Here is a 26,000-nt window from a genome sequence, read left to right on the forward strand (position 1 = left end):
CACGGTCAAGTTTTAAAATTGAATTGAAATAAAAGCATTGGGCGTCAACTCAAGGCTTTTGATTCTAACATTCTCTACAGACGTATTGGAGTCGGCTAGTCTAAAAAATTGCTGTGTAAGATTGTTGCTATTGAACAAATTCAAAATACTAAAACCAGTCTTTATCGAAGAGTTTGAAAGCTGAAACTGATAAGTAGCTGTAAAATTAATTTGAAGATAATCTTCCAGATTACTTTCATTGGGACTTAAAAAATTAAGCCTTGGATTGGTTTCTGGTGTTAAAATAGGGTTTTCTGAATCTATCTCCGTGGTAGGTCTTCCAGCAAAATAGCGCCCCCCGAGTGATAACTTCAATTCATCTGTGGTGTAGCTTGTGCCAAAAGCTGAGCTCTGGGTAATTTCAAAATTATTGGCGAATTGCTGAGGGTTGAAGTTGTTGAAATCATAGGTGTTATCCATCACAGAAAAATTTGCCCAAAAGTTGAAATTATCAATGCGCTTTTGAACTAATACCTCCACTCCAGTTACTTCATAATCTCCATTGATCTGTAAAAATTCCAACTGATTTTGAAATCCCTGACTTCCAGATGAAATGCCTTCGACAATTTTGTGATATAAACTACCCTGCAATAACCAGCCTTTTTTATTAAAATTGAAACCAGCCTCGATTTGTTGATTGTTTATAATTGGGAAGTTTTCTTCGTCAGCAAGGATCCATCGCCTTTTCTCTACTCCAAGAAAATCCTGTTGCTGATCGATGACTTGAGTAAGTGTTTGGTTTTTGATCTCCCCAAGCAGATTCCATCGCCAATAGCGGTTGGCTTGATAACTAAAATTGAATCTTGGCTCCCACCTCACCTCATCAAAGCCATCGTAATAATTGGCTCTAACTCCTACACGAGCCCTTAATTTTTCGTCTTTGGATGTATAAGTCAACTCACTAACCCCAGAATGTGTTCTCAGTACATCTTTCGCTCTTAGAATGACCTCTGGAGAAGTTACTTCGTTGTTGTTTCTAACTCCGACTTCGCTAAATTGGTATCCATTATTTAGATAAAAACGATCTGAAAGTTGGAAAGAATCCCTAAAACTGAATTTAAGGTCGACAACCTGGTTGGTCTGCAATAATTCCTGGCTGGACAACACAGATTGATTAAAGGCTTCAAGCTCGTAAAAGGAAGCATTAAAAGCTATAGAACTGGAGTGCTTATCACTCCAGTCAGTTTTATAATTGAGGTTGGCTAGGAAATTTCTTTGTTTAAAATCGTTTCGCTTTTGCTCCTGGGTTGTTTCTAAAACTTCATCGAAGGTGAGTTCATTTTGGATGGCCAGAACATCAACATTTAATTGATCCCCGGAGTCAAACTCATAATCGTACTGGAGTGACACATCAAAAAACTTTAATTCTTGCTGTGTTGTAATTCTATTATTATTGTCCTGAAGCAGATCCTGAATTTCAGTATTTTGGAAGACTTTATCTGTAAATCCATTGTAGGTTGGAGATTCCCAGACATCTGTCAAAGATCGTCTCAAAGCCACCTGTAGATTAGATTTTCTATTCAGCTCCAGGAAAGCGGAAGCATTAGCGCTTAAAAAATCCAGCTGTAGCTTGTGATTATATTCTTGAGAGTGCTTCCTTGAAGAAATATCAATGACGGAAGAAACACCTTCATTGTAAAACGCAGAGCTTCCATTTTTGATAACTTTGATTTCATGGTTGATCAAAGGGTTAATTGCCGAAATCATTCCAAAAAAATGGCCGGTTTGGTACATTCTTGAGCCATTCCAAAGCACAAGATTTTGATCATGTGTTCCGCCTCGAACGTTTATTTGAGCTATAGTTTCATCGGTATTTACGATTCCTGGAACATATTGCAAACTATGCAAAACATCTGCATTAATCAAACCTGGAAGGACTCCAAATTCTTGAGGGATTATCTCTAGGCTATTATCGGGATTGAGAGAAATACCTTTGGTGAGGTATTCCTTAATCAATACCTCATCAAGTTCAATTTCCGGAAACAAGTAGAGCGTTTTGCAGGAGTCTATGTTTTGAATTGAGGATTTCACCCCAGTATCGTAATAGTTGGGATGAGCAAACTGAAGCTCAATGGCATTTATAGATTCATCGATAAAGATTCTACCCATCGGGTTGGAATAGCCTATAGTTTGATTATCGTAGATAACTTCAACACCAGGTATCGATTTACTCGTTCTGGCATTAAAAAAACTGAGGCAGTAAACTGTTTTATTGTAATTGACAGAAATGCTACTTCCTGAAATAAAAGTAAATTCTAATGGAAATTGATAACTTATAAAATCTAAAGCTTCTACAAGAGAATTGGTTCTTGATGGTCTTATCACTTCAGTGTTTACAAAATCTTCGTATAAATAGTTAAAGTTAACCGAATAGTCCTCTTCAAATTCATTGAGCAATACAATAAGCTCAATCTTTTCTTGAGATTGAGCTTGTACGTTGTAGCTAATTAAAATCAGAATAACTACAAAAAAAGAGTTGAGCCTAAATTTATTCTTGATCATTATCAACAAAAATAAATTTATTTTCGTTGATGACTGAGAAATTCATTTGATAAGTTTTACTCAAAATGTCTAAAGCAAGAGACAAACTATCTGAAGGCAATGTGCCTGAAAATCTTTTATCTTCAGAAACTTGAGTTATATCGACTTCAATTTGATAATCTTGTTCAAGCTGTTGCATGACTTCAGAGAGACTTACACCTTTAAACTGATGAGTTTTTGAGATCCATTCTGGTTTTTCATTGTAAATATTGCTCTGCTCCAGTTTAATTCCGTTTTGATAGGTGATGAATTGACCTTTCTTGAGAATGTTATCTTCATCCTTGAAAGTCACTTTCACAGAACCTTCATAGCAAACCACTTTAAAAATCGAATCTCTAGATTTTACATCAAATCGAGTTCCTAATACCTTTACTTTTCCAAAGTTAGTTTTTACAGTAAATGTTTTTCCTTTAGCAACTTCAAAGTAGGCTTGTCCGTTGAGTTTGGTTGTTCTGTCAAAATTCCAGAACCAATTATTAAACTGAAACTTACTGTTTTGAGCTAAAATAACCTTTGAATCATCTGGCAATAAGACGGTTTCTTGTGAATTGATTTGTGAGGTGAAATCTTTGACCGATAAAATAAAGACAAGGGAAGAAATCCCTAAAATGATTAAAATAGAAGCGGCAATAGACCAATTGAATTTTTTCTTTTTGGTTGTTCTTGTACTTTTTAAATTTTCAAGTACTTTATCTTTATTGAATTCTGGCTTTTCTAATTGTCTCGAATAATGTTTAATTTTCTTCAGGGTATCAAGCCCACTCACATCTTCTATGGACTGATCTTCTATTTTATTATCAAGCCAGTGGGCTAAATTGTATTTTTTTTTCATAGGATTCGATTCTATAATTAAAACACCTCAATTGACTCTTACCCTACTTAAAGGCTTCAATTTTTTCTCTAAGGCTTTCAAGAGCCTTCTGCATTCTCTTCTCAACTGCCTTTACACTTATGTTCAATATCTCGGCAATTTCCTTGTAAGATTTTTCATCGATACGGTGAAGTAAAAAGGCCGTTCGTTGTTTTTCCGATAGATCTTGAATGGCCTTCTCTAGTTTGACTTTAAACTCCTCTTCCTCCATTTTATAGTCTGGACTTTGCATATCCTCTGTTTGTTGAGGAACAGTCTTGGCATACTTCAACACGACTTTTTTATGCTTATATCTATTTAACGACAAGTTATTGACAACAGTGTATAGATAAGATTTAGCCTTTGCAAAGGGTACTTTTTTACAATTTTCCCATAACTTGATAAACGCCTCTTGCACAGATTCTTCAGCCATTTCCTGGTTGCCGAATTTGTAATAAAAATAATTATTTATGACCTCGGAGTAAGTGTTATAAACACGTTCATATACTTTTTCTTCGCAGACATTGTCAACTAGATTTTTTTCCATGGGCTAAATATGCAATACTCTGTACAGTAATAAAACAATTTAATATAATTTTACCCTAAAACATACTTAGGGTAAAATGAATCTTATTTGTTGTATATAAAAGGGTTTTATAAATTTACAAACAATGAAGCAACTTTATTTCATTTTGATAATAGTTCTACTTGCTAGTTGCCAGGATGAAGAGTTTTTTGAACAAGTTGAAGACACTACTAGTTTATCCAGCCAAAGTGAATTGAGCAATCTTATTTCAAGACTTACGCAAAACCCTACAGCTTTTGATGATTTTATAGACAACTCAAGCAGTATACAAATCGAATTCCCTTACGAAGTAAAAGTCAATTCTGAAACGACCTACACCCTCAATGAATTTTCGGATTACCAACCTCTTATTCAGGAATTACCACCTCAATCTGAAGATTATACCATAAATATAAACTTTCCCGTAAACGTTTCACTTCCGAATTATGAAGTGCTTACAATTCAAAATCAAGCTGAGTTTTTAGCATTAGATGCTAGTGTAGAGGGAAGTTCAGAAATTAATTGCTTGGAGTATAATTTCCCGATTGATATTAATAGTTTTGATGTTGATAATGGAATTACTAACAGGAGAACCATACAAAATAAAGCCCAACTTTATAATCTAATTCAGGATTTAAAGCAAAATAACGGGTTTTATCAATTCATTTATCCTATAACGGTAACTGTTGAGGGGCAGGCTCAATCTTTGTCTTCCAATTTAGACTTAAATTCCACAATAGATAACCTCGATGAAGACTGCTTTAATCCTTCGTTACTGACTAATAATTCCTACAGAATGGAACAGTTCATTGCCTTTATTACATCAAACCAATTTGGAGTTTTAAACTTTATAGATGAGGGGCAGAATAAAACTCTTGATTACGAAAACTATAGATTTACTTTCAATACGGATGCTAACATTTTTGTTAAAAACCTTATTAGTGGAGAAACTTTCTCTGGCGATTGGTCAGCAGAAATTAATGATGACAACCTTAATCTGGACTTGGATTTTGAAGAAAATGATATTTTAGAAGAACTCGAGGAGGATTGGATTGTAGAAGGTTTTGCGAATCCAAACAGAATTATTCTAAACGATGAAAACAACCTAAGTGAAAACAGCATTTTAATTTTCGAAAAGATATAGACCTCAGCTTTTATGGATAATCAGAAACCAACTCAACACGACCTCAAATCAAAGTTAAAAACCTTAAACGTCATTTTTTATATCATTTTTATTATATGGCTTGTTTGCATTGGCTTTATCATTTCAAAACTGATAACAGGAAATGAAACCACTTCCCTATTCATTGGCACAATACCAATTGTCGCCATACTTATCGTCTTAAGCCAAATAAAGTCTAAAATTAAAAAAGAGATAGTTTCTTGAGTGTAATATAATTCTACAACCAAAACAAAAAATAACATAATTTTTAAGTTTCTATCTAATTCAACCTCGCATAAATTTCATATTATACCAAGATAAATAAGACCTCTTTTTCTACATCTTTGTATGAATACAAGCATTCTCCTTAGACGGATTCATTAATTTTTATAGCTTTTACTTAGCGGATTTCAAAGTATTTATAGGAAAATCATTACCGAATAAGATAGATAGTATAAGCTATTTCCTTTTAACTTATTAAAAAAGAATCGGCATTATTTCTATTTTCTAATCAGATAATCTTTGAATTAGTAATGCAATATTAAAAGCATTTTGAGTGGTATGAAATGCTTGTATAATTAACCCGATTTATGCATTAAAAGGTGAAGCATGAGCCGAATTAATGCATTAGTCGGGTTTAACCTCCGAATAACACAAATTAAATTATCATAATTTTAATTTGTAGTTATTCGAGAGTCCTCGATCTAATTTTTAATTCAATTATTGAATTAAAATAGAATCGGGACCCGAGTTAGAAAATCACCATTTTGGTTTTTGCAAAAACATCGTAATGGTAGAGTTTTCTTATTCGTTTATGCATTAGAAAGTTTTCTAAGGCATAATTTGGGTTTAATACAAAAAAGAGGCTGCTTTTTAGCAACCTCTTTTTTAATTTAATAGCTACGATTGATTTTATTATTCAAAAACAACGGTTTCTATAGCGGTTGTACTTCCTGTTTCCACTACAACATTTTCTACAATAACAGCTGAGAAACCCGATTCAACTTCTGGCTCAACCACTACAGTATACGTTCCTTCTGGAACACCGTAAAGGAGAAATGCACCAGAAGTATTATCTGTGTGTGCAGAAACTTGTACTGTATCATCTGCGCTATTTGTTGCTGTCACTAAAGCATCAATTTCTGAAGGCGAAACAATTCCTGAGATAGCTCCACTTTCTGCTGTAGTAGTGATTTGAATAACTGGCTTAAGGATATGTCCAGAATTTCCTAACTCTACAATAGACTTATCAACATTGAAATCCATAATAAACTCGTAAGAAACACCAGGTTGCAGATCATAATTTATATTCAGTTTTAAACCTGACTGTTGAGCGCTTGGTGTTTTTAAGCTAACTTCTTGTCCACCATTAAGAACTAAACTGTTCTCTGAACCTAAAATAAGTCTCATTTGGCTTAATTCACCTGAAGAAATTTCTTCATTAACTAAATTTACAAATTCTCCTCCCGTAAGAGTAAGTAAGTCATAAACTCCAGCATTGGAGTCGAGAACTACAATTTCTCCATCAACAATTGCTTCTACACCCACTACATCTATGAATACTTTTTCATAATCACCAGGAGCGTCAACAAGACGAACTGATATACTGGAGGTTCCTTCTGATTCGTTGTCTGAGTTACAACTGATAAATGTGGCACTGGCTACAGCTACACATAAAAATAATTTAAATAAACTTTTCATATCTTTTTGTTTTGGGGTTTAATATTTAATGCCCTTTATACTTAAACAATCTTGATTCAAATTACCCTAACCCAATTCCAAAATATTTCAACCATTTATTGAGATAGTAACAAAGAGTTAGAAGATAAAAAATCCCTGCCGCACTAGCGATAGGGATTTCTAATAATGAGTCCTAAACTTAATTAGTCATCTAAAAGATCAACATAAGCTTTAATAGCATTTTTAATTTGATTAGCCAATTGATTGTTACCATCCTCATCTTCTGGACTAATTTCAATGGTTCCATTTCCATTAGCATCGGTAGCGTTGGAAATATCTACCAAGTTAAAAACAGATACTAAGTCAAATTCAAAGACCACTGTGTTATTATTATCTTGTGTAATGATTAGATTTTGATTTGCATCTTCGTCATCTACTTCAAAATCTTCACTGAAAGTGTGGTAAAATTCGAAAGGTGTTCCTGAAATAGTTCCTCTCATTAAGATAGATTTTTGATACAAATCGCTGGAAGGATTACTACTTCTATCCATTTCAAACTCAACTTCATCATACTCACCTACTGGAATTTCAACACTTACTACTGTTACCTCTCCTGAACTTAGGTTAAGTTCAAATGGACCTCTGAGTTCAAATTCATCATCAAAATCGAATCTGTCATCGTCATTGTCGTCATCAATCTCACAACCCTCGTCATCTGGATCTATAGCGTAAACGCTAAAGTCTGCTTTAAAGTAAATCTCGGTTCCACTCTGTAGTTCAATTTCATATCTATAAGGGTCTTCATCTTCATCCTCCAACTCCCCTTTACAAAAAGGATCGTTTGGATAATTTTCATCAAGATAAGCTGCAATTTCATTTGGTAATTCATCAAAACTTAAGTCATCTTCATCACCTTCTGAGTTGCCTGAAGAACTGTCTGGTATACCAAAACCTTCCGCAAATTCAAATTCAATATTTTTGATATTGATTAAAAATTCTGAAACTTCAACATCTGAAACTGATTTAGCTTCCCTTGAACTACTAGCATCACTAGATGCCTTTGCTTTGATTTCGAGATTAGATTTTTCTACATTTGCCAGATTTGATTCTGAATCATCTGGTGTACAGGAAAATAGCAATGCTATTCCTAAAATTCCTGCTATTGGTTTTAAAATTTTCATGGTGTAATTGTTTTATATTCAACTATAAAACAACTCAAAGAAAATTTACCCTAAATTATATTCTAAAAACTAAAGCCAAACCCGCCTGTCACTCCAAAGTTTCTAGCCTCTGGTAAATTTTTGTAATTTCCTCTAAAGTGGAAATCTATCCTTAAAATTCTAAAAATATTATCTACACCAAAACTGTAAGACCAGTAAGGTTCTTTGTCTGGAGCTCTTAATATTGGATTGGTGAAAGAGGCATTGAGCAATTGGTTTTCTTCTGAAATACTTCCGGAAACGGCTCTTACAGAAATAATCTCTCTTAAATCCAGTTCTCTCAAAAAGGGAATTCTTGAGAAAAATCTTCCATTAAAATTGTGTTCAAAATTTACACTGGCATAAGTATCTGTAACAAAATCATAAAAATCCAGAAGAGGAAATGTTCCCTGTATGGAAAATAAAGTCTGATTTCCAGGAACGATATCCAGAAGACTTAATGGCACTTGGCCAAAGGTTTTACCTATTTCAATATTTGAGACAAATTTACCAAATCCTCCTATTTGTATAGGCTGCCTGTAATAGAACTGAATTTTTTCATAATCAAAATCCGATGTGGTTATGTTTCCTAGACCTTTGGTATAATTGAGTAGAAATTCTGGATAGTCGTCATCGTTTACTATAACACGCTCCACACCATACCCTGTAGTTTTACGGCCTGGTGAGAATTGAGCTACAGTAGAAATTTCAACTTGTTCTGTTACGCCTTTAGTTTCTGTACGTTCTGGATTGGTGAAATAATCAAGACTAAATTGGCCTGAAGCAGATTCCAAACGTTTAAAGTTGCTTTCAAATCTCAAATTAAAATTCTTGAGTGCTTCAAAGCTAAGCGATAAACTAGTCAGATTAATGTTGGTAAGACTCGTATTGGAACCAACTGTAAGTACAGATGAAGATGCCAGGTTTCTTCCCAATACATCTGTAGTATTTGTAAGACTAGCTCCTAATTGTTCGATATCTCTGCGATTTCCTCCACTAATGATAAGCCTCATCTTAGGGTCTATCAACCATTTTCCAGAAAGGCCATATTTAAACTTATCATCTCCAAAACCATAAGCCAAAAACCCATGTAGCCTCCATCTGTCATTTTGAGAAAAATAAGTTCTACCTCCTACTCTTAAGCGAATCCCTTCTACTTCGTTATAACCAAACGTAGAAAATACAGGTCCAAAATCCCAACCTTTTTGCTCCCAGTAACCAGTTGCCAATATAGTACCTACATTGTAAAGCCTCTTAAAAGCATCGACTGTTTGTAAGGTATCAAGCATTTTGTAAACTTGACGTTCATCCTTATTCAGATCCTCTTGTCTATTTTGAGCCCAAAACTTATCATCTCTGTTATAAGCTTGTTCATTAAAAACCTCCGGTTGGTACTTGTAAAATGCCTTTCCCTTAGGATTATCAAAAGTATAATTATCGTTAAGCGTTGTTCGTTTGCCATAGACACCTCGCGATTCTTCTTTTTTGTTTATGGAAAAGTCAGTCATAAACAAATCTTTGGTAATCAGAAAAACTGAATCGTTAAGGACGTCGAATTCTTGCTCTATATACACATCTTTCACCCAATTGATATTTGCTCCTTTGGACATGGAAAGATTAATTTTCTTAATAGCCCAGGTCGTATCATTAACCCAGAAATCTCCCTTAAAATTCAATTCCCCCTTACGTCTTGGATAAAATACAATATTGTAACACCATTTATTTTTAATAAAGGTGCTATCGGTTAAAACGTAATTATAGTTATCAACTCCTGTTGTAGACAAAGGACTCACGAAACTCTTGCTGAAAAACTTCAGGTAATTATCGTAAATATTATAATCTGCATAGAGGTCTTTTATAAATGCAATAAGGTTTTGATTGTTATTAAAGCCAGAGTTTTTGTTACCTAATAGAATTTCCTTTTCAGCATCAAGAACATTACTGCCATATACTTTGGAGGCAGCTTCGTTTAAAAAGATTGGCAGATATGTTTTACCGGTAACATTATTGGTATCCAAATCGTCAAAAATGAATTCCATTCCATTAAAAATTCTGGAATTTATAAGTGAACTGTCTATTGTATTAAGATCGAATTCAAGTTTTTCGTATTTATCATACTGGTATTGGTCAAACTTTTTAATTCCGTTTTCGCGTTTATTTTCCCAAATATTCTGAAGAATATCAATTGCAGGATTATTTTTTTTTGAAGTTTTTCCTGAATAAACTACAACTTCACTTAGTTCCGAGGAATTCTCTTCAAGCTTAACTTCTATATTATAGGTGGTTTTTTCCTCCAGAGGCAATTTTAAATTATTGAAGCCCATAAAAGAAAACTCCAATATTGAATAGGATTTATTGGATTCGAGATAAAATTTTCCATTTTCATCAGAAATAGTCCCTTCAGATGAGTTTGAAAAAAACACATTGACGTAAGGTATTGGATTTCCAAACGTATCTTTGACGTAACCACTCACTTTGGTTTGAGCGAATGATGACAATGTCAAAAATAACAGTATTAAGGACAGGATGTTTTTCATTAAATAAAAAAAAGCTTCAAATGTAGTATTGTACAAATGAAGCTAATTATTTGAGTTGATTAACGCTAAATATATAATACTTTCTTAACTGCTTTTACAACATCTTTACTGTTTGGCAACCATTCTTCCAAAAGAACAGGAGAGTATGGAGCTGGAGTATCCGCTGTATTTAATTTGATAATGGGAGCGTCAAGATAATCAAAAGCTTCATTTTGGATTTTGTAAGTGATATCAGTTGATATATTCCCAAAAGGCCAAGATTCTTCAAGTATCACAAGTCTATTAGTTTTCTTTACAGATTTTAAGATAGCCTCATAATCTAAAGGTCTTACGGTTCTTAAATCTATGATTTCACATGAGATATCTTCTTTTTCAAGTTCTTCAGCCGCTTTGTAGGCTTCCTTAATAATTTTTCCAAAAGACACGATGGTCACATCTGTTCCCTCTCTTTTCACGTCTGCAACACCCAACGGAATGGTGTATTCTTCTTCAGGGACTTCTCCTTTATCGCCATACATCTGCTCGCTTTCCATAAAAATAACAGGATCATCATCACGAATAGCTGACTTCAACAAACCTTTGGCATCGTATGGATTTGATGGAATGACAACTTTAAGGCCCGGAGTGTTTGCAAACCAGCTCTCAAAAGCCTGAGAATGAGTGGCCCCCAACTGCCCAGCAGAACCTGTTGGACCTCTAAAGACGATAGGAATATTGAATTGACCGCCAGACATTTGTCTCATCTTGGCAGCATTATTTATGATTTGATCAATCCCAACTAAAGAAAAATTGAAAGTCATGAATTCAATAATGGGACGGTTACCATTCATGGCAGAACCTATCCCTATTCCAGTAAAGCCTAACTCAGAAATTGGAGTGTCAATGACTCTTTTCTCTCCAAACTCGTCCAACATTCCTTTGGATGCTTTGTATGCCCCATTGTATTCTGCAACTTCTTCTCCCATCAAGTAGATAGTTTCATCAGCACGCATTTCTTCACTCATTGCTTCTACAATAGCTTCTCTAAATTGAATTGTCCTCATTTAAATGTATTTACCTTTATTAAAAAGAAACACAAAAATAGCAATTCAAATTTCTATATACCATAAGAATCTTATAAAAATTTTATTATGCATGCATAGTATTTTTGAAAGGAAACTACTATATTTGTATCATTCAAGAAAAAATTCAAAATCATGAAAATATTAGTATGTATTAGTCACGTTCCTGATACGACTTCGAAGATCAATTTTACAGAAAATGATACCAAATTTGATACTACCGGAGTTCAGTATGTTATTAATCCTAATGACGAATTTGGGTTAACCAGAGCAATGTGGTTTAAAGAAAAACAAGGAGCCTCCGTAGATGTAGTAACAGTTGGTGGAAAAGACACTGAACCTACAATAAGGAAAGCTCTTGCTATTGGAGCAGACACTGCTCATAGAATTGATACTATACCACTTGATGGTTTTCAAGTCGCCAAAGAACTCGCAAAAGTTGCAAAAGATGGTGAATACGATCTAATAATTGCAGGCAGAGAATCAATTGATTACAACGGAGGAATGGTGCCCGGAATGCTTGCTAAACTTATTGGAGCTAATTTCATCAATACTTGTGTGAGTCTCGAAATCGATGGAGAAGCTGCAACTGCTGTAAGAGAAATTGATGGTGGTAAAGAAACTTTAAAATCTTCATTACCTTTAGTCATTGGTGGTCAGAAAGGTCTTGTTGAAGAAAGCGATCTTAAAATACCCAATATGAGAGGAATCATGATGGCTAGAAAAAAACCATTGAATGTTGTTGAACCTCTTTCTGCAGAAACACAGACTGAAGCTAAAAACTTCAGAAAACCTGAGCCTAAAGGTGAAGTAACACTTGTAGATGCAGATAATTTAGATAAATTGATAGACTTGCTTCACAATGAAGCAAAAGCTATATAACTTTTTAAAATAAAGATTATGTCAGTTTTAGTATATACAGAATCAGAGAATGGCAAGCTTAAGAAAGTAGCTTATGAAGTTGCTTCATTTGCCAAAGGAATAGCAGATTTAATGGGAACCAGCGTAACCGCAGTTACTATTAATGCTGAAAATGTTGATGAACTCAAGACTTATGGAGTTGAAAAAGTTTTGAAAGTGTCTCATGACAAATTATCAAAATTTAATGCTGATGCTTACGCAGAAGTAATCACTCAAGCTTCTAAAAAAGAAGAAGCGAAAGTTGTAGTGGTAAGTCAAAGTGCAAATGCCAAGTATTTAGCCCCATTGCTTTCAGTTAATCTGAATGCTGGTTACGCCTCCAACGTGGTCGCCTTACCAAAACTTGATGATGGATTTGTGGTAGAAAGAACAGCCTTCACCAACAAAGCATTTAATATGACTTCAATTTCTACAGATGTAAGGGTCTTAGGATTATCTAATAATGCTTTTGGTCTAAAAGAAAACGAAGTATCACTTTCAGAAGAAGATTTTTCACCAGAATTGACTGATGATAATTTTAAGATCAATGTGAAATCTGTTGATAAAAACAAAGATAAAGTAAGTATTGCAGATGCTGAAGTGGTTGTTTCTGCTGGCCGTGGTATGAAAGGTCCTGAAAACTGGGGAATGATTGAAGAGCTTGCAGACGTTCTTGGTGCTGCTACGGCTTGTTCTAAACCAGTAAGTGACATGGGATGGAGATCTCATGGAGAACACGTGGGGCAAACTGGAAAACCAGTAGCTTCCAATTTATATATAGCCATTGGTATATCTGGTGCCATCCAACACTTGGCTGGTATTAGTGCTTCCAAAAATAAAGTAGTCATTAATACAGATCCTGAAGCGCCTTTCTTTAAAGCTGCAGACTACGGAATAGTAGGTGATGCTTTTGAAGTCGTTCCTCAACTGATTGAAAAACTGAAGGAATTTAAGGCGAATAACTCATAATTTTTATAAATTGTGCCCCTTTAAGGGCGGTCTAATTTTTAAGCAGCTCTTAAATTTTAGACCGCTTTTTTATTCAATAAAATTTAGTATGAGCTTAGCTAGACTTAGCATAAAAGGAATTTCTTACAGCCAGACCCAAAATGGGGCTTATGCCCTGCTACTTAGTGATATGGATAGTGACAGACAGCTTCCTATCGTTATTGGTGCTTTCGAAGCACAATCTATTGCAATAGCTTTAGAAAAAGAAATTAAACCTCCCCGACCACTTACTCACGATTTATTCAAAACTTTTTCAGATAGATTTCAAATTTCAATAAAGCAAGTCATCATACACAAACTAGTTGATGGCATTTTTTATTCAAGTCTTATTTGCGAAAGAGATGGCCTTGAAGAAACTATCGATGCGAGAACAAGTGATGCCATTGCTTTAGCTTTGAGATTTGATGCTCCTATTTTTACTTACAAGAATATTTTGGATAAGGCAGGGATTTTTCTGAGTGACAAGAATCAGGATGCAGACATTTATAGCTCAGAGAATCTTGAAAAAACCGAAGATAAAAAAGATGAAAGAAAAACTTCTTTCAAAAGCGAGTTCAGTCAAATGACTACAAAAAAACTGAATGATCTTTTAGATAAAGCTGTAAATGACGAAGACTATGAAAGAGCTGCAAAGATTCGTGATGAAATTTCTAAACGAAGCTAAAGTATGAAAATCTTTACTTGGGCACTTTTGTTGTGTCTTCCCACTCTACTTTTTTCTCAATCGTTTCAAGGTGACTGGAAAATAGAATTAAAACAAAATCAAGATTCGACTACATATTTTGAGGATCAGCAGATTATAAGTTTTAAGGATTCACTTTTCAGTATTAATCATGATCAGAAAGAGCTTATCTATGAAGGTAATTATAAGTTAAGCGATAATACTTTGGAACTTATCCCAAATTTAAGAGCTTTAGAAAAAACAAAGTTTGCGGTTCAATTCAATTCCGACTCCTTAATTACTTTAGCTTCGAGTGCGTTTGACCTTCAACTAAAGAAACAAAACACCAAAAATTTTGTTGGTTCTAAAAAAGAATTAGAATCCAAAATCATTGTTGCTAATCAAAATTTTAGCTTTAATAGCTTATGGAGAGGTGTCTTAGGAATGCTCAGTCTTCTTTTGATAGCCTTTGTGCTTAGTAAAAATAAAAAAGCCATTAATTGGAAAACAGTAGGTTTTGGATTGCTAGCTCAACTGATTTTAGCCATCGGAGTTTTAAAGGTTCCCTTTGTTCAATCAGCTTTCGAATTTGTTGGAAATATTTTTGTGAAAATTTTAGATTTCACCTCGGCGGGTTCTGAATTTCTTCTCGGTGACCTCATGGATACGAGTACTTACGGGTATATTTTTGTGTTTCAGATTCTACCGACAATCATTTTCTTTTCAGCCTTAACCTCTATTCTATTCTACCTAGGTATCATTCAAAAAGTAGTACGAGCTTTGGCTTGGATACTTTCCAAATTATTAGGAATCTCGGGGGCTGAGAGCTTGAGTGTGGCTGGAAATATATTTCTGGGTCAAACTGAAGCACCTCTTATGATAAAAGCCTATCTGGAACGAATGACACGTTCAGAAATACTTTTGGTCATGATTGGCGGCATGGCTACAGTCGCTGGAGGGGTTTTGGCAGCTTATATTGGTTTTCTTGGAGGTGACGACCCTATTATGAGGCTGGCATTCGCTAAACATCTTCTAGCAGCTTCAGTAATGGCTGCTCCGGGTGCAATTGTGATTTCTAAAATCCTATATCCGCAACAACAGAAAGTCAATACAAACGTAGAGGTATCTTCAGAAAAAATTGGATCCAATATCCTTGATGCTATTGCCAACGGAACTACTGAAGGACTGAAACTAGCTGCCAATGTTGCTGCAATGCTTCTTGTTTTTGTGGCCTTAATTGCTTTTATCAATTACGGATTTGAGAAAATAGGAGAATTTACAAGCCTCAATGCTTTAGTAGCTGAAAATACTCCTTACGATAAGTTTTCTCTTGAGGCCATTTTGGGAATTATTTTCGCTCCCTTAATGTGGCTGATCGGTGTAGCCAAGGAAGATGTCATGTTAATGGGACAACTTCTTGGTATTAAGCTAGTTGAAAGCGAATTTGTAGGATACATTCAGCTTGCTGAACTCAAAAACACTGCAAACGTACTTAGCCTTAATTTCGAAAAGTCGGTCATAATGGCGACTTATATGTTATGTGGATTTGCAAACTTTGCTTCTATTGGTATTCAAATTGGTGGTATTGGTTCTCTGGCACCAGGCCAAAGAAAAACGCTTTCAGAATTTGGAATAAGAGCTTTGATTGGTGGAACATTGGCTTCGCTCATGTCTGCAACCATTGCTGGGATGATTCTTGGTTAGGTACTATTTTGAAATTTTAATTACAGGTAAGTAAATCAAATTGATAAATTCTATTTAAAATTTCTCAAGTCTAGTCAATAAAATTTCTATTTTTAAACCAAACTCTAGTTTCATGAAACAATACCACGATTTAATTTCACATATACTCGAAAATGGTGTCCAGAAGGGAGACAGAACTGGGACTGGAACCAAAAGTGTGTTTGGCTATCAAATGAGATTTGACCTTAATGAAGGTTTTCCATTGGTTACAACGAAAAAAGTTCATCTCAAATCCATCATTTATGAATTACTCTGGTTTCTAAAAGGTGATACCAATATTTCATATTTACAGGAAAATGGAGTTAAGATTTGGAATGAATGGGCCAATGAAAATGGAGACCTGGGTCCTGTTTATGGTCACCAATGGAGAAATTGGAATTCTGAAGACATCGACCAAATTTCACAATTGATACACACCTTAAAAACAAACCCAAATAGCCGAAGGATGATGGTTTCTGCCTGGAATCCAAGTGTAATGCCAGATACCTCCGAGTCTTTTGAAACCAATGTGGCTAATGGTAAAGCAGCATTACCTCCATGTCATGCCTTTTTTCAATTTTATGTAGCCGACGGGAAACTGTCCTGCCAGCTCTACCAAAGAAGCGCAGATGTATTTTTGGGTGTTCCTTTCAATATTGCTTCTTATGCTTTATTCACAATGATGGTTGCTCAGGTTTGCGATTTAAAATTAGGAGATTTTATCCACACTTTTGGCGATGCTCATATCTACAACAATCACTTTGAACAAGTTGAACTTCAACTTTCAAGAGAATTTAGGCCGTTACCTACTATGAAACTCAATCCTGAAATCAAATCTATTTTTGATTTTGAATTTAGTGATTTTACGCTGGAAAACTATGATCCTCACCCCCATATCAAGGGTAAAGTCGCTATTTAGAGCAAGGTAAATTATTCAAAAGTAATTTCTCTAACCAAGGCTTTTTTAGTAAATTCAAAAAAAACTGATTTATGATTCAGGAATTTATAGAAACAAGAGCTTTTTCTGAACTGCTTTGCGAACCCCTTCAAACAGAAGACTTTGTTATACAACCTGTTGAGTTTGTCTCGCCCACAAAATGGCACTTAGCGCATACCAGTTGGTTCTTTGAAGTATTCATATTAACCAAACATAAAAACGATTACCAGCTCTACGATAAAAATTTTCCCTTTCTATTTAATAGCTACTATGAATCAAAAGGCGAAAGAGTGATGAGAGCCAATAGAGGCAACATGTCCAGACCAACGGTCGATGATATTTTCCAGTACCGTACTCATGTTACTCAGGCCATGAAAGAACTACTTGAAACTTTAGAGGATGAAAAACTTTTAGATTTAGTTCATATCGGTATCCACCATGAAAAACAACATCAGGAGTTGCTGTTGATGGATATCAAATACTGCTTTGGTCATAATCCGCTATTTCCTGTTTACAATGAAAATTTTGATGAAAAATCTACTGAAGACTCCGAACAAAAATGGGTGAGTATTGAGGAAGGACTTTACAAAATTGGACATGATACCCATGAGTTTAGTTATGACAATGAATCTGGAGCACACAAAGTGTTTTTAGAAAACTTTGAAATCAGCAATCGCTTAGTGACCAACGGAGAGTTTTTGGAGTTTATAGAAAACGGTGGTTATAAAGATCCTTTGCTTTGGCATGCTGATGCCTGGGATTGGATACAAGACGAAAAAATTGAACATCCTTTATATTGGCAGAAAACCAAAAAAGGCTGGAAGGAATATCACTTAAATGGTTTGAAGCGCTTAAATCCAAATCATGTTTTAAGTCATATTTCTTATTATGAAGCTTTTGCTTTTGCCCAGTGGAAAGGATACAGATTGCCAACTGAGTCTGAATGGGAAGTAGCACAAGAACAATTTTCATGGGGAAAACGCTGGGAATGGACAGAAAGTGCTTATTTACCATACCCTAACTATAAGAAAGCTCCAGGGGCACTTGGTGAATACAATGGTAAATTTATGGTCAATCAGAAAGTACTTCGGGGAGGTTCAGCCTTAACTTCAAGCAAGCATACAAGAAAAACCTATAGAAATTTTTTCCACCCTCACATGAGGTGGCAACAGAGTGGCTTAAGGCTAGCAAAATAAATCGACAAAAACTTCATGGAACCAACAGCAAAACCAACTACCTATACTGCGTTTGAAAAGGATGTCATATCTGGATTTACTGAATATCCAAAACGACTCTCCTCAAAATTTATATATGATGAAAAGGGAGATAAATTATTCCAGGACATCATGGCTATGCCAGAATATTATTTGACTAAATGTGAATACAGCATCCTTCAAAATCAATCGCCTATTATTGCCGAGAAATTCAATCTTGATGAAGGTTTTGATCTCATAGAACTTGGGGCAGGCGATGGAAAAAAGACAAAGCTGCTTCTAAACCATTTATCAGAGATCAAGGCAAATTTCAGGTATTTGCCAGTAGATATCAGTCAAAACGTTTTGAATGAACTTGGAAACGATTTGGAGCAGGAGCTTCCGGAAGTGGATTTTGAACTTTTACAAGGAAGCTACTTTGATGTTTTGAATCAGCTCTCCAGTTACAATCAAAGGCAGAAGATAATTCTTGTTTTAGGCTCTAATATTGGTAATTTAATGCATAGCGATGCCATAGACTTTCTAAAGAAGATACAGGAAAATATGTCTTCTGAAGATCTTCTTTTTATGGGCTTTGATCAAAAAAAGCATCCTCAGGTTGTTATTGACGCCTATGATGATCCCAATGGTATAACTGAAGCGTTTAATAAAAACTTACTCGCGAGGATCAACACAGAATTGGAAGGTAATTTTGATCTTGATGAATTCCTACACTGGGAAACTTACGATCCTGAAACAGGAACTGCGAAGAGTTTTCTGGTGAGTAAAAAAGCTCAAAACGTAAGAATCGAGAGACTCAATTTGGATATTGACTTCAAAGCCTGGGAAACCATTCATACTGAAATTTCTCAAAAATATGATGATGATACCGTAGAATGGCTAGCCTCAAAAGCAAACCTAAGTATCGATAGGGTATTTGAAAGTGAAACTAAATACTATAAAAATTACACATTCAAAAAAATGATACCTTGATATCAATCTAGAACAAGTTTTAAAATTCTTGAATTGCGTCTAGTAATTTTTGTAAGTCATCTTCAGTATTAAAATATTGAAAACCTACTCGTATTCTCCCCCCTCTGAAGGAAGAAAGTATTCCTCGTTTTTCTAAAAGATCGATGTGATGTTCTTCACCTCTGAGACTAAAGATATTCTGTGGGGTATTCTCTTTTATTAGGTTAGTATCTAATAGATTTAGCTTCATAAATTCTGACTTTGCCTTCTTGGAAAGTTCTTTAATTTTTGACTCAATAAAATTTAGGCCAATGGTTTTATAATGAAATTCCAAGGCAAACTTAAGCCTTGCCACAGCTAAAATATCATAGTGACCAGGTTCTAAAAATCCAGTTGGTCTAGAATCTCCACTTGGTTTTTCTTGAAGTGAATTACTTCCAATCGAAGTGAAATGATGCTTCGCAACAAAACTAGACTTCATAAGGAAAAAAGCATTTCCTAAACCTGCATTAAGCCATTTATAACCACTAGTTCCAAATACATCGAATGGGGAGTTTTCAAAATCAAAAGCTTTGGTACCGCAGTATTGGGTAGCATCTGCTATAAAACTAGTATCTGGAAAATCTTGCTTTAGATGTTTTAAGATTTCCAAGTCAAGCTGAAATCCACTTATGAATTGTGAGATGCTAAAAATGAAAAAATCTGGTTTTAGCTTCAGAAGTTTTCGTCGAAGTTCTTCGTATATGTTTAGATCAATATTTACTTCATGTACCTCAAATTTTCTTGATTTAACCGGCATATTCACAGAAGGATAATCCTGGGCTAACAATAGGACTTTAGATTTCTCTGGAAGATCATTCAGAATAAGGTTTAATCCGGTGGAGAAATTATTTAAAATTCCTATTTCATCAATCTTTGCATTATAAATTTCAGAAATATGTGTTTTCGTTTGCTCTACTAGACTATTTTCATTCTCATCTGTAAAAAGACTTCCTCGCAACCTGTAGTCATCTTCAAGTACTCTTATTTTAGATTGAACAGAAGAGGACAAAACGCCTGTGAAGGGTGTATTTAAATAGGTATAGTTTGTAATTAGAGGGAATTCTTTTTTTAGGCTTGTCATAGATAAGTCAATAAAAGTATTAGTAAATTTGAGCTCTAATATACTTAAAATGGATTCAACAAAGAAAATAGATCCCGAAATCAGAGCGCTTTATGAAAATGCTCATCAACGCGTCAAACAGAAGAAAAGATTGATGACGCACCTGGTGTTTTTTATTGCAGGTTCTGTCATTTTCATTGTTTTGAATGTTATAATTGGTTACCAATCTGAATTCAAACCTCTTGGCATGGACTGGTTTGTAACCGCTATTCTAATATGGCTTTTTTTCTTTCTTGTTCACGCCATCAATGTGTTTGTAGTGAATAATCTAATGGGAAAAGAATGGGAGGAAAAACAAATGAATAAGTTGGTCGAGAAGCAACTGGAGAGACTACGTGAGCTTCAGAAAAAAGTGGATAAAAAACATCCTATAGACACAGGTTCAACTAAAATCCAAAAAAATAATGATTTATGAAGGTAACCATGATTGCAGCTGCAGCAGAAAACAATGCTTTAGGAAAAGACAATGACCTGATCTGGCACCTGCCAGATGATTTTAAACGCTTCAAGGCTATTACTTCTCATCATCATATCATTATGGGACGTAAAACCTTTGAGTCCTTCCCCAAGTTACTTCCGAACAGAAAGCACATTGTCATCACCAGACAAGGAGATTATAAAAAAGAAGGAGTCACAGTGGTTCATAAACTAGAGGACGCACTAAAACAATGCCCTGGTGAAGATGAAGTTTTTATCATAGGCGGTGGTGAAATTTATAAGCAAGCGTTACCTTATGCTGATAAAATTGAGCTTACCAGAGTACACGATACCTTTGAAGCAGATGCCTTTTTTCCAGAAATAGAGGAATCAGTTTGGAAACTTGTAAGTTCGGAATACCACGAAAAAGATGAAAAGCATAAAATTGACTTCACTTACTTAACATACTCCAAAAACCCCCTAAATCCCACCTAGAAAATCAATTTTTCAAAATTAGATATTAAAAGTCGCCTTGTAATTGTTAAGCAATTACTATGTAGTGGTTTAGAGTTGAATAATAAATTAGTTTTGAATGATATTTTTTGTTATGAAAAAAACTTATATCCTACTTATTATCAGTCTTATTTTTTTGGGCAATACTGTGAATGCTCAAGAAGAAAATTCGGAAAAGGAAACATTCGGCTTTCTCAAGAATTATGTCAATAGGATAGTCAATGATACCGTATCTCAAGAAAAATCACAATTCTTTTTTTACCCTGTTATAGGTTATCGGCCAGAAACTGGGATTGAATTTGGTGTTGCTCCTTTATATGTCTATTACGCTAAAGAAGATACCAGCAATCGCCTGAGTGAGATCAATGCTTATGGGTTTATAACTTTAAAGTCTCAATACGGATTGCGCGTAGATCACGCGATTTACTCAGACAAAGACAAATGGTTTTTTCTTGGAGATTTAAATTTTGAACAGTTTCCCTTACAGTATTACGGAATTGGGAATGATGCTCCAGAGGATAATATCGCACTTGTAGATGCTACTCAGATACGAATAAGAGAAAGAGTACTTAGAAGACTAGCCGAAAACTTTTATTTAGGTCTGGAAACTGATTTTGTGAGCCTAAGCAATGTGACTTTTAAAGATCCTGACAGTAATCAAAATGTGGACTTTCCCCTACCATTTGGTGCAGAAGGAACCACGAACTTAGGGCTTGGCTTAGGATTGATATTCGATCAGCGTAGAAATGTTTTGAATGAACGAGATGCTTTTTTCAGTGAAGTTGCCTTTTTAGATTACAACACATTTTGGGAAAGTGAGGTCGAGTTTAGTAGCGTTATTTCAGATACTCGATTTTTCAAATCTTTCAATAAGAGAAATGTACTAGCCATGCAACTTATGGGTGAATTCAATTTTGGTGGCGATATTCCTTTCAATCAACTTTCCCAAATGGGTGGAGAAAACATTATGAGAGGTTACTTCCGAGGTAGATTTCGTGATGAGAACCAGATTGCCGCACAGATAGAATACAGGATGTTACCTTTGGATTTAGGTTTTTCAAAACGTCTTGGAGCAACAGTATTTGCTGGAGTTGGCGATGTGTTTTCAGAGTGGAACGAACTCAGTGTGAAAGAAGTCAAATGGGCTGCTGGTGTAGGCGCTCGATTTTTGCTTTTTCAACAAAAAGATGTCTATCTTAGGTTTGATTATGCCATTACTCCAGATGAAAATGGATTTTATATAGGTGTAGGAGAAGCCTTCTAAAACTTCTGCTAATTATGATTTCTCCTAAGCTTCAATCCAGTCAATAATTTCTTTATCTAAGGGTGAAGTTTGAGGAGCAATAACTTTTTCAAGTTCACCTTTTTCATTTAAAAGAAACTTTTGAAAATTCCATTCTACTTCACTATCAACTTTTTGATTCCAGGATTTATTCGTCAAAAACTGAAACACGTCGTGTTTATCTTCTCCTTTGACTTTAATTTTACCCATCATTTGGAATGAAACCCCATAATTTTCTACACAAAACCTAGATATGTCATCATTACTTCCAGGTTCTTGTGCCATAAAATCATTGCTAGGAAACCCTATAATCTTAAAGTTGGAGTCTTTATAAGTATTATAAAGCTTCTGTAGATCCTCATATTGAGGCGTTAAACCACATTTGGAAGCGGTATTGACAATTATAACTTTATTCCCTTTTAAGGTTGAAAAATCGAAGGTATTTCCTTTTATATCTGTAGCGACGAGCTGATGTATACTATTACTCATATTATTTTTGTACAAATTTAAAATAATCTACTCACCTCCTCTAAGTCTTTACTTTAATTTATCAATTGTCTTTCTTACGGTTTTACTATTCCAGTTGGCAGCACCGGTCTTTTTCATGATGATTTCACCTCGGGTATCTATGAGAAAAGTAGTTGGCAAACTCGAACTCTTTAGCAAATCGGGCGGACTTGAGAGAAAATAGTACACAGGAAGGTTATAGTTTTCTTTGTCCAGAAAAGCCTCAACTATTCTGGGTTCTTCTGAAGTGATAAAGTAAAAATCAACCTCATCCTTATAATCTGAATACAACTTTTGAAGGTCTGGCATTTCAGCTATGCATGGTGCGCACCACGTTGCCCAGTAATTGACTAAAACTGGCTTTCCTTCAGATTGTATGAAATTTACTGTCTGATTGTTTTCGTTTTTAAAATACCACTCATAATCTTTTAAGATGTCGCGGTCTGATTTATTGATTTCAGTGGGACTAAAGGCAATAATTCGATTGAGAACAACCTGAATAGGCTGACGGGTCTGTGGAATAATGATCAACACAATAAATACTCCAAACAGGAGATTACTCCAGTGTTTTTGTATAAAATTCTTTTCTTTTTTTGACATGGTATTGGGTTGGAATAAGAGAAGCCATCCACGTCAGGCGGATGGCTTCTATATAACTATTAGTAAAAAACGATCTTAAGCCTTATTCTGTTTCTTGATCATATTAAGAGCAGATCCTTCTCTAAACCAGCCAATCTGAGTATCATTATACGTATGATTTGCTTTGATGGTATCTTTAGATCCGTCAGCATGAACAACTTCAATGGTTATGGGTTTTCCTTCTTGGAAATCCTTTAGATCTACAAAGTTGAAAGTATCATCTTCCTGAATCAGATCATAATCGCTTTCTTTGTCAAAAGTGATTCCAAGCATTCCTTGCTTTTTCAAGTTGGTCTCATGGATTCTCGCAAAGGATTTCACCAATACTACTCTTACACCAAGATGTCTTGGCTCCATAGCAGCATGTTCTCTGGAAGATCCTTCTCCGTAATTATGATCACCTACTACTACTGTTGGAATTCCTTCAGCTTTGTAAGCACGTTGTGTTTTTGGCACAGCATCATATTTTCCATCTAACTGACTTTTCACAAAGTTGGTTTTCATGTTGAAAGCATTAACGGCTCCAATCAAACAGTTATCAGAAATATTATCCAAATGACCTCTGTATTTCAACCAAGGTCCTGCCATTGAGATATGGTCTGTCGTACATTTTCCGTGAGCTTTTATCAACAACTTAGCACCCGTTAGATTTTCTCCATCCCAGGGATCGAATGGCTCTAAAAGCTGAATTCTATTAGATTCAGGATTCACTTTTATTTGAATAGAGCTTCCATCTTCTTTTGGAGCTAGAAAACCATTGTCTTCTACATCAAAACCTAGTTCAGGTAACTCAATACCTTTTGGAGCGTCTAGTTTTACTTCTTCTCCATCTTCATTAATAAGAGTGTCATTCATTGGGTCGAAGTCTAGGCGACCTGCAATTGCAATAGCAGCGACCATCTCTGGCGAACCAACAAAGGCATGTGTATTTGGATTTCCATCGGCACGCTTGGAGAAGTTTCTATTGAAAGAGTGAACAATTGTATTTTTTTCTTCACCTTTTCTATCGCTTCTATCCCATTGTCCAATACATGGTCCACAAGCATTGGTGAATATAGTTGCACCTAAGTTTTCAAAAACTTTCAATAAACCATCACGTTCTGCTGTAAAACGAATTTGCTCAGAACCTGGATTGATACCAAAATCTGATTTTGGAATTAATTTTTTATGAACTGCTTGTTGAGCAATGGATGCAGCTCTTGTTAAATCTTCGTAAGAAGAATTGGTACAAGATCCTATAAGTCCCCAATCTACTTTAATTGGCCAACCATTTTTCTTAGCTTTTTCTCCTAATTCACCAACTGGTGTAGCTAAATCTGGAGTAAACGGTCCATTCAAGTGAGGTCTTAAGGTACTTAAGTCTATTTCAATAACCTGGTCGAAATACTCTTCAGGGTTAGCGTAAACTTCGTCATCACCTGTTAAGTGTTCTCTTATTTTGTTGGCTTCGTCTGCTATTTCATTTCTATCGGTCGCTCTTAGGAAACGCTCCATTGAATCATCATAACCAAAAGTAGAGGTTGTTGCTCCTATTTCGGCACCCATATTACAAATCGTTCCTTTACCAGTACAAGATAAATTTTTGGCACCTTCTCCAAAATATTCTACGATACATCCAGTTCCACCTTTAACAGTAAGAATTTCGGCAACTTTCAAGATAACATCTTTAGCAGCCGTCCATCCTTGTGGAGCACCGGTTAACTTTACTCCAATAAGTTTAGGGAATTTAAGCTCCCATGGCATACCAGCCATCACATCTACTGCATCTGCTCCACCTACTCCAATGGCAATCATTCCCAATCCACCTGCGTTAACGGTGTGAGAATCGGTACCAATCATCATACCTCCAGGAAATGCGTAATTTTCTAATACCACCTGGTGAATAATTCCAGCACCTGGCTTCCAAAATCCAATACCATATTTACTAGAAACAGATTCTAGAAAGTCAAAAACCTCATTACTGGTTTCATTTGCTCTTTGAAGATCTTTAGCAGCTCCTTGTTTAGCTTGGATCAAGTGATCGCAATGAACAGTTGTTGGTACTGCAACATTTTCTTTTCCTGCCTGCATAAATTGTAACAAAGCCATCTGAGCTGTTGCATCTTGACAAGCAATACGGTCTGGGGCAAAATCTACGTAATCTTTACCTCTAGTAAGTTTTCGGTTGGGTTTGTTTTCCCATAGGTGGGAATAAAGAATTTTTTCAGAAAGTGTAAGTGGTTTGCCAACGACTTCACGAGCTTTTTCAACTCTTTCCGACATCTGGCTATACACTTCTTTTATCATATCAATATCAAAAGCCATAGTATATAAATTTTAGATTGCAAAAATAACGTTTTTGGATGAATTTAGAAAATCTGTAAGATTAAAGCAAAATCCCTAACAATATTTCACACTAACCGTAATTTTAATACATATAATTATCAGATTTACATTTTTTATAAATTAAAAAT

22 protein-coding genes are annotated in these 26,000 nt (G+C 35.1%); 11 read left to right on the top strand and 11 right to left on the bottom strand.

Annotated elements, in window-relative coordinates; translation table 11 throughout:
• Window positions 1–12: 12 nt before the first annotated feature.
• Genes LB452_RS11725 through LB452_RS11735 form a run of 3 tightly spaced genes read right to left on the bottom strand, consistent with a single transcriptional unit; the run spans window position 13 to window position 3,977 of the window.
• Entirely contained in the window at window positions 13–2,541 is a 2,529-nt protein-coding gene (locus tag LB452_RS11725; protein ID WP_224461928.1) for a TonB-dependent receptor plug domain-containing protein, read from the bottom strand.
• Entirely contained in the window at window positions 2,528–3,412 is an 885-nt protein-coding gene (locus tag LB452_RS11730; RefSeq protein ID WP_224461929.1) for a FecR family protein, read from the bottom strand. The genes LB452_RS11725 and LB452_RS11730 overlap by 14 nt, the downstream gene beginning before the upstream one ends.
• A gap of 43 nt (window positions 3,413–3,455) precedes the next feature.
• On the bottom strand, window positions 3,456–3,977 hold the full coding sequence (locus tag LB452_RS11735) for an RNA polymerase sigma factor (protein WP_224461930.1): 522 nt from the start codon (window positions 3,975–3,977) through the stop codon (window positions 3,456–3,458).
• Between the two features lie 124 nt (window positions 3,978–4,101).
• Here LB452_RS11735 and LB452_RS11740 point away from each other — a divergent pair, with 124 nt between their 5' ends.
• Window positions 4,102–5,139, top strand: coding sequence for a hypothetical protein (locus LB452_RS11740; protein ID WP_224461931.1), 1,038 nt, complete (start codon window positions 4,102–4,104; stop codon window positions 5,137–5,139).
• 933 nt (window positions 5,140–6,072) lie between these two features.
• Here the strand turns inward: LB452_RS11740 and LB452_RS11745 are convergent.
• The 4 genes from LB452_RS11745 to LB452_RS11760 form a co-directional block, all read right to left on the bottom strand.
• Complete coding sequence (locus tag LB452_RS11745) at window positions 6,073–6,858, bottom strand: DUF4382 domain-containing protein (RefSeq protein ID WP_224461932.1); 786 nt, start codon at window positions 6,856–6,858, stop codon at window positions 6,073–6,075.
• Between the two features lie 182 nt (window positions 6,859–7,040).
• A complete protein-coding gene (locus LB452_RS11750; protein ID WP_224461933.1) occupies window positions 7,041–8,018 on the bottom strand; it encodes a hypothetical protein in 978 nt (325 codons plus the stop codon).
• Window positions 8,019–8,080: 62 nt separating this feature from the next.
• Window positions 8,081–10,573: a DUF5686 and carboxypeptidase-like regulatory domain-containing protein gene (locus LB452_RS11755; RefSeq protein ID WP_224461934.1), complete on the bottom strand. Its 2,493-nt coding sequence runs from the start codon at window positions 10,571–10,573 to the stop codon at window positions 8,081–8,083.
• A 65-nt stretch (window positions 10,574–10,638) separates the two neighbouring features.
• Window positions 10,639–11,616 (bottom strand): pyruvate dehydrogenase complex E1 component subunit beta, encoded by a 978-nt coding sequence (locus LB452_RS11760; protein WP_224461935.1) that lies wholly within the window; start codon window positions 11,614–11,616, stop codon window positions 10,639–10,641.
• A 153-nt stretch (window positions 11,617–11,769) separates the two neighbouring features.
• On the opposite strand from LB452_RS11760, the gene LB452_RS11765 reads away from it, so the two are divergent.
• The 7 genes from LB452_RS11765 to LB452_RS11795 all read left to right on the top strand — a co-directional run bounded on the left by LB452_RS11765 (window position 11,770) and on the right by LB452_RS11795 (window position 19,048).
• Window positions 11,770–12,516, top strand: coding sequence for an electron transfer flavoprotein subunit beta/FixA family protein (locus tag LB452_RS11765; RefSeq protein ID WP_224461936.1), 747 nt, complete (start codon window positions 11,770–11,772; stop codon window positions 12,514–12,516).
• A gap of 18 nt (window positions 12,517–12,534) precedes the next feature.
• Window positions 12,535–13,503: an electron transfer flavoprotein subunit alpha/FixB family protein gene (locus tag LB452_RS11770; protein ID WP_224461937.1), complete on the top strand. Its 969-nt coding sequence runs from the start codon at window positions 12,535–12,537 to the stop codon at window positions 13,501–13,503.
• 88 nt (window positions 13,504–13,591) lie between these two features.
• Window positions 13,592–14,206 carry a bifunctional nuclease family protein gene (locus LB452_RS11775; protein ID WP_224461938.1) on the top strand — a complete coding sequence of 205 codons (615 nt, stop codon included), beginning with the start codon at window positions 13,592–13,594 and terminating at the stop codon, window positions 14,204–14,206.
• A gap of 3 nt (window positions 14,207–14,209) precedes the next feature.
• Entirely contained in the window at window positions 14,210–15,907 is a 1,698-nt protein-coding gene (locus tag LB452_RS11780; protein WP_224461939.1) for a NupC/NupG family nucleoside CNT transporter, read from the top strand.
• Between the two features lie 112 nt (window positions 15,908–16,019).
• Window positions 16,020–16,844: a thymidylate synthase gene (locus LB452_RS11785; RefSeq protein ID WP_224461940.1), complete on the top strand. Its 825-nt coding sequence runs from the start codon at window positions 16,020–16,022 to the stop codon at window positions 16,842–16,844.
• Between the two features lie 71 nt (window positions 16,845–16,915).
• The gene (gene egtB, locus LB452_RS11790) at window positions 16,916–18,058 is read left to right on the top strand and encodes an ergothioneine biosynthesis protein EgtB (RefSeq protein WP_224461941.1); all 1,143 of its coding nucleotides are present in this window, start codon (window positions 16,916–16,918) and stop codon (window positions 18,056–18,058) included.
• 15 nt (window positions 18,059–18,073) lie between these two features.
• The gene (locus LB452_RS11795) at window positions 18,074–19,048 is read left to right on the top strand and encodes an L-histidine N(alpha)-methyltransferase (RefSeq protein WP_224461942.1); all 975 of its coding nucleotides are present in this window, start codon (window positions 18,074–18,076) and stop codon (window positions 19,046–19,048) included.
• 19 nt (window positions 19,049–19,067) lie between these two features.
• Here the strand turns inward: LB452_RS11795 and LB452_RS11800 are convergent, their stop codons facing one another.
• Complete coding sequence (locus tag LB452_RS11800) at window positions 19,068–20,150, bottom strand: aminotransferase class V-fold PLP-dependent enzyme (RefSeq protein ID WP_224461943.1); 1,083 nt, start codon at window positions 20,148–20,150, stop codon at window positions 19,068–19,070.
• 49 nt (window positions 20,151–20,199) lie between these two features.
• Between LB452_RS11800 and LB452_RS11805 the strand changes: the two genes are divergently transcribed.
• From LB452_RS11805 to LB452_RS11815, 3 genes are all read left to right on the top strand, one after another.
• Window positions 20,200–20,604, top strand: coding sequence for a 2TM domain-containing protein (locus LB452_RS11805; RefSeq protein ID WP_224461944.1), 405 nt, complete (start codon window positions 20,200–20,202; stop codon window positions 20,602–20,604).
• On the top strand, window positions 20,601–21,101 hold the full coding sequence (locus LB452_RS11810) for a dihydrofolate reductase (protein ID WP_224461945.1): 501 nt from the start codon (window positions 20,601–20,603) through the stop codon (window positions 21,099–21,101). The genes LB452_RS11805 and LB452_RS11810 overlap by 4 nt, the downstream gene beginning before the upstream one ends.
• A gap of 112 nt (window positions 21,102–21,213) precedes the next feature.
• A complete protein-coding gene (locus LB452_RS11815) occupies window positions 21,214–22,383 on the top strand; it encodes a BamA/TamA family outer membrane protein (RefSeq protein WP_224461946.1) in 1,170 nt (389 codons plus the stop codon).
• Window positions 22,384–22,407: 24 nt separating this feature from the next.
• Here LB452_RS11815 and LB452_RS11820 read toward each other — a convergent pair whose 3' ends face one another.
• The 3 genes from LB452_RS11820 to LB452_RS11830 form a co-directional block, all read right to left on the bottom strand.
• Entirely contained in the window at window positions 22,408–22,890 is a 483-nt protein-coding gene (locus LB452_RS11820; protein WP_224461947.1) for a glutathione peroxidase, read from the bottom strand.
• A gap of 48 nt (window positions 22,891–22,938) precedes the next feature.
• Window positions 22,939–23,508 (bottom strand): TlpA family protein disulfide reductase, encoded by a 570-nt coding sequence (locus LB452_RS11825; RefSeq protein WP_224461948.1) that lies wholly within the window; start codon window positions 23,506–23,508, stop codon window positions 22,939–22,941.
• Between the two features lie 75 nt (window positions 23,509–23,583).
• Complete coding sequence (locus LB452_RS11830; RefSeq protein ID WP_224461949.1) at window positions 23,584–25,851, bottom strand: aconitate hydratase; 2,268 nt, start codon at window positions 25,849–25,851, stop codon at window positions 23,584–23,586.
• Window positions 25,852–26,000: the final 149 nt, after the last annotated feature.

Origin of the sequence: Psychroflexus longus (genome assembly GCF_020164595.1) — a bacterium.
GTDB lineage: Bacteria > Bacteroidota > Bacteroidia > Flavobacteriales > Flavobacteriaceae > Psychroflexus > Psychroflexus longus.

Excerpts from the sequence above, each read along its gene's own strand:
- LB452_RS11770 (WP_224461937.1), top strand. The coding sequence starts at position 12,535 with ATGTCAGTTTTAGTATATACAGAATCAGAGAATGGCAAGCTTAAGAAA.
- LB452_RS11735 (WP_224461930.1), bottom strand. The coding sequence starts at position 3,977 with ATGGAAAAAAATCTAGTTGACAATGTCTGCGAAGAAAAAGTATATGAA.
- LB452_RS11730 (WP_224461929.1), bottom strand. The coding sequence starts at position 3,412 with ATGAAAAAAAAATACAATTTAGCCCACTGGCTTGATAATAAAATAGAA.
- LB452_RS11810 (WP_224461945.1), top strand. The coding sequence starts at position 20,601 with ATGAAGGTAACCATGATTGCAGCTGCAGCAGAAAACAATGCTTTAGGA.
- LB452_RS11765 (WP_224461936.1), top strand. The coding sequence starts at position 11,770 with ATGAAAATATTAGTATGTATTAGTCACGTTCCTGATACGACTTCGAAG.
- LB452_RS11725 (WP_224461928.1), bottom strand. The coding sequence starts at position 2,541 with ATGATCAAGAATAAATTTAGGCTCAACTCTTTTTTTGTAGTTATTCTG.
- LB452_RS11795 (WP_224461942.1), top strand. The coding sequence starts at position 18,074 with ATGGAACCAACAGCAAAACCAACTACCTATACTGCGTTTGAAAAGGAT.
- LB452_RS11805 (WP_224461944.1), top strand. The coding sequence starts at position 20,200 with ATGGATTCAACAAAGAAAATAGATCCCGAAATCAGAGCGCTTTATGAA.
- LB452_RS11785 (WP_224461940.1), top strand. The coding sequence starts at position 16,020 with ATGAAACAATACCACGATTTAATTTCACATATACTCGAAAATGGTGTC.
- LB452_RS11830 (WP_224461949.1), bottom strand. The coding sequence starts at position 25,851 with ATGGCTTTTGATATTGATATGATAAAAGAAGTGTATAGCCAGATGTCG.
- LB452_RS11825 (WP_224461948.1), bottom strand. The coding sequence starts at position 23,508 with ATGTCAAAAAAAGAAAAGAATTTTATACAAAAACACTGGAGTAATCTC.
- LB452_RS11775 (WP_224461938.1), top strand. The coding sequence starts at position 13,592 with ATGAGCTTAGCTAGACTTAGCATAAAAGGAATTTCTTACAGCCAGACC.
- LB452_RS11740 (WP_224461931.1), top strand. The coding sequence starts at position 4,102 with ATGAAGCAACTTTATTTCATTTTGATAATAGTTCTACTTGCTAGTTGC.
- LB452_RS11755 (WP_224461934.1), bottom strand. The coding sequence starts at position 10,573 with ATGAAAAACATCCTGTCCTTAATACTGTTATTTTTGACATTGTCATCA.
- egtB (WP_224461941.1), top strand. The coding sequence starts at position 16,916 with ATGATTCAGGAATTTATAGAAACAAGAGCTTTTTCTGAACTGCTTTGC.
- LB452_RS11820 (WP_224461947.1), bottom strand. The coding sequence starts at position 22,890 with ATGAGTAATAGTATACATCAGCTCGTCGCTACAGATATAAAAGGAAAT.
- LB452_RS11815 (WP_224461946.1), top strand. The coding sequence starts at position 21,214 with ATGAAAAAAACTTATATCCTACTTATTATCAGTCTTATTTTTTTGGGC.
- LB452_RS11760 (WP_224461935.1), bottom strand. The coding sequence starts at position 11,616 with ATGAGGACAATTCAATTTAGAGAAGCTATTGTAGAAGCAATGAGTGAA.
- LB452_RS11745 (WP_224461932.1), bottom strand. The coding sequence starts at position 6,858 with ATGAAAAGTTTATTTAAATTATTTTTATGTGTAGCTGTAGCCAGTGCC.
- LB452_RS11780 (WP_224461939.1), top strand. The coding sequence starts at position 14,210 with ATGAAAATCTTTACTTGGGCACTTTTGTTGTGTCTTCCCACTCTACTT.
- LB452_RS11800 (WP_224461943.1), bottom strand. The coding sequence starts at position 20,150 with ATGACAAGCCTAAAAAAAGAATTCCCTCTAATTACAAACTATACCTAT.
- LB452_RS11750 (WP_224461933.1), bottom strand. The coding sequence starts at position 8,018 with ATGAAAATTTTAAAACCAATAGCAGGAATTTTAGGAATAGCATTGCTA.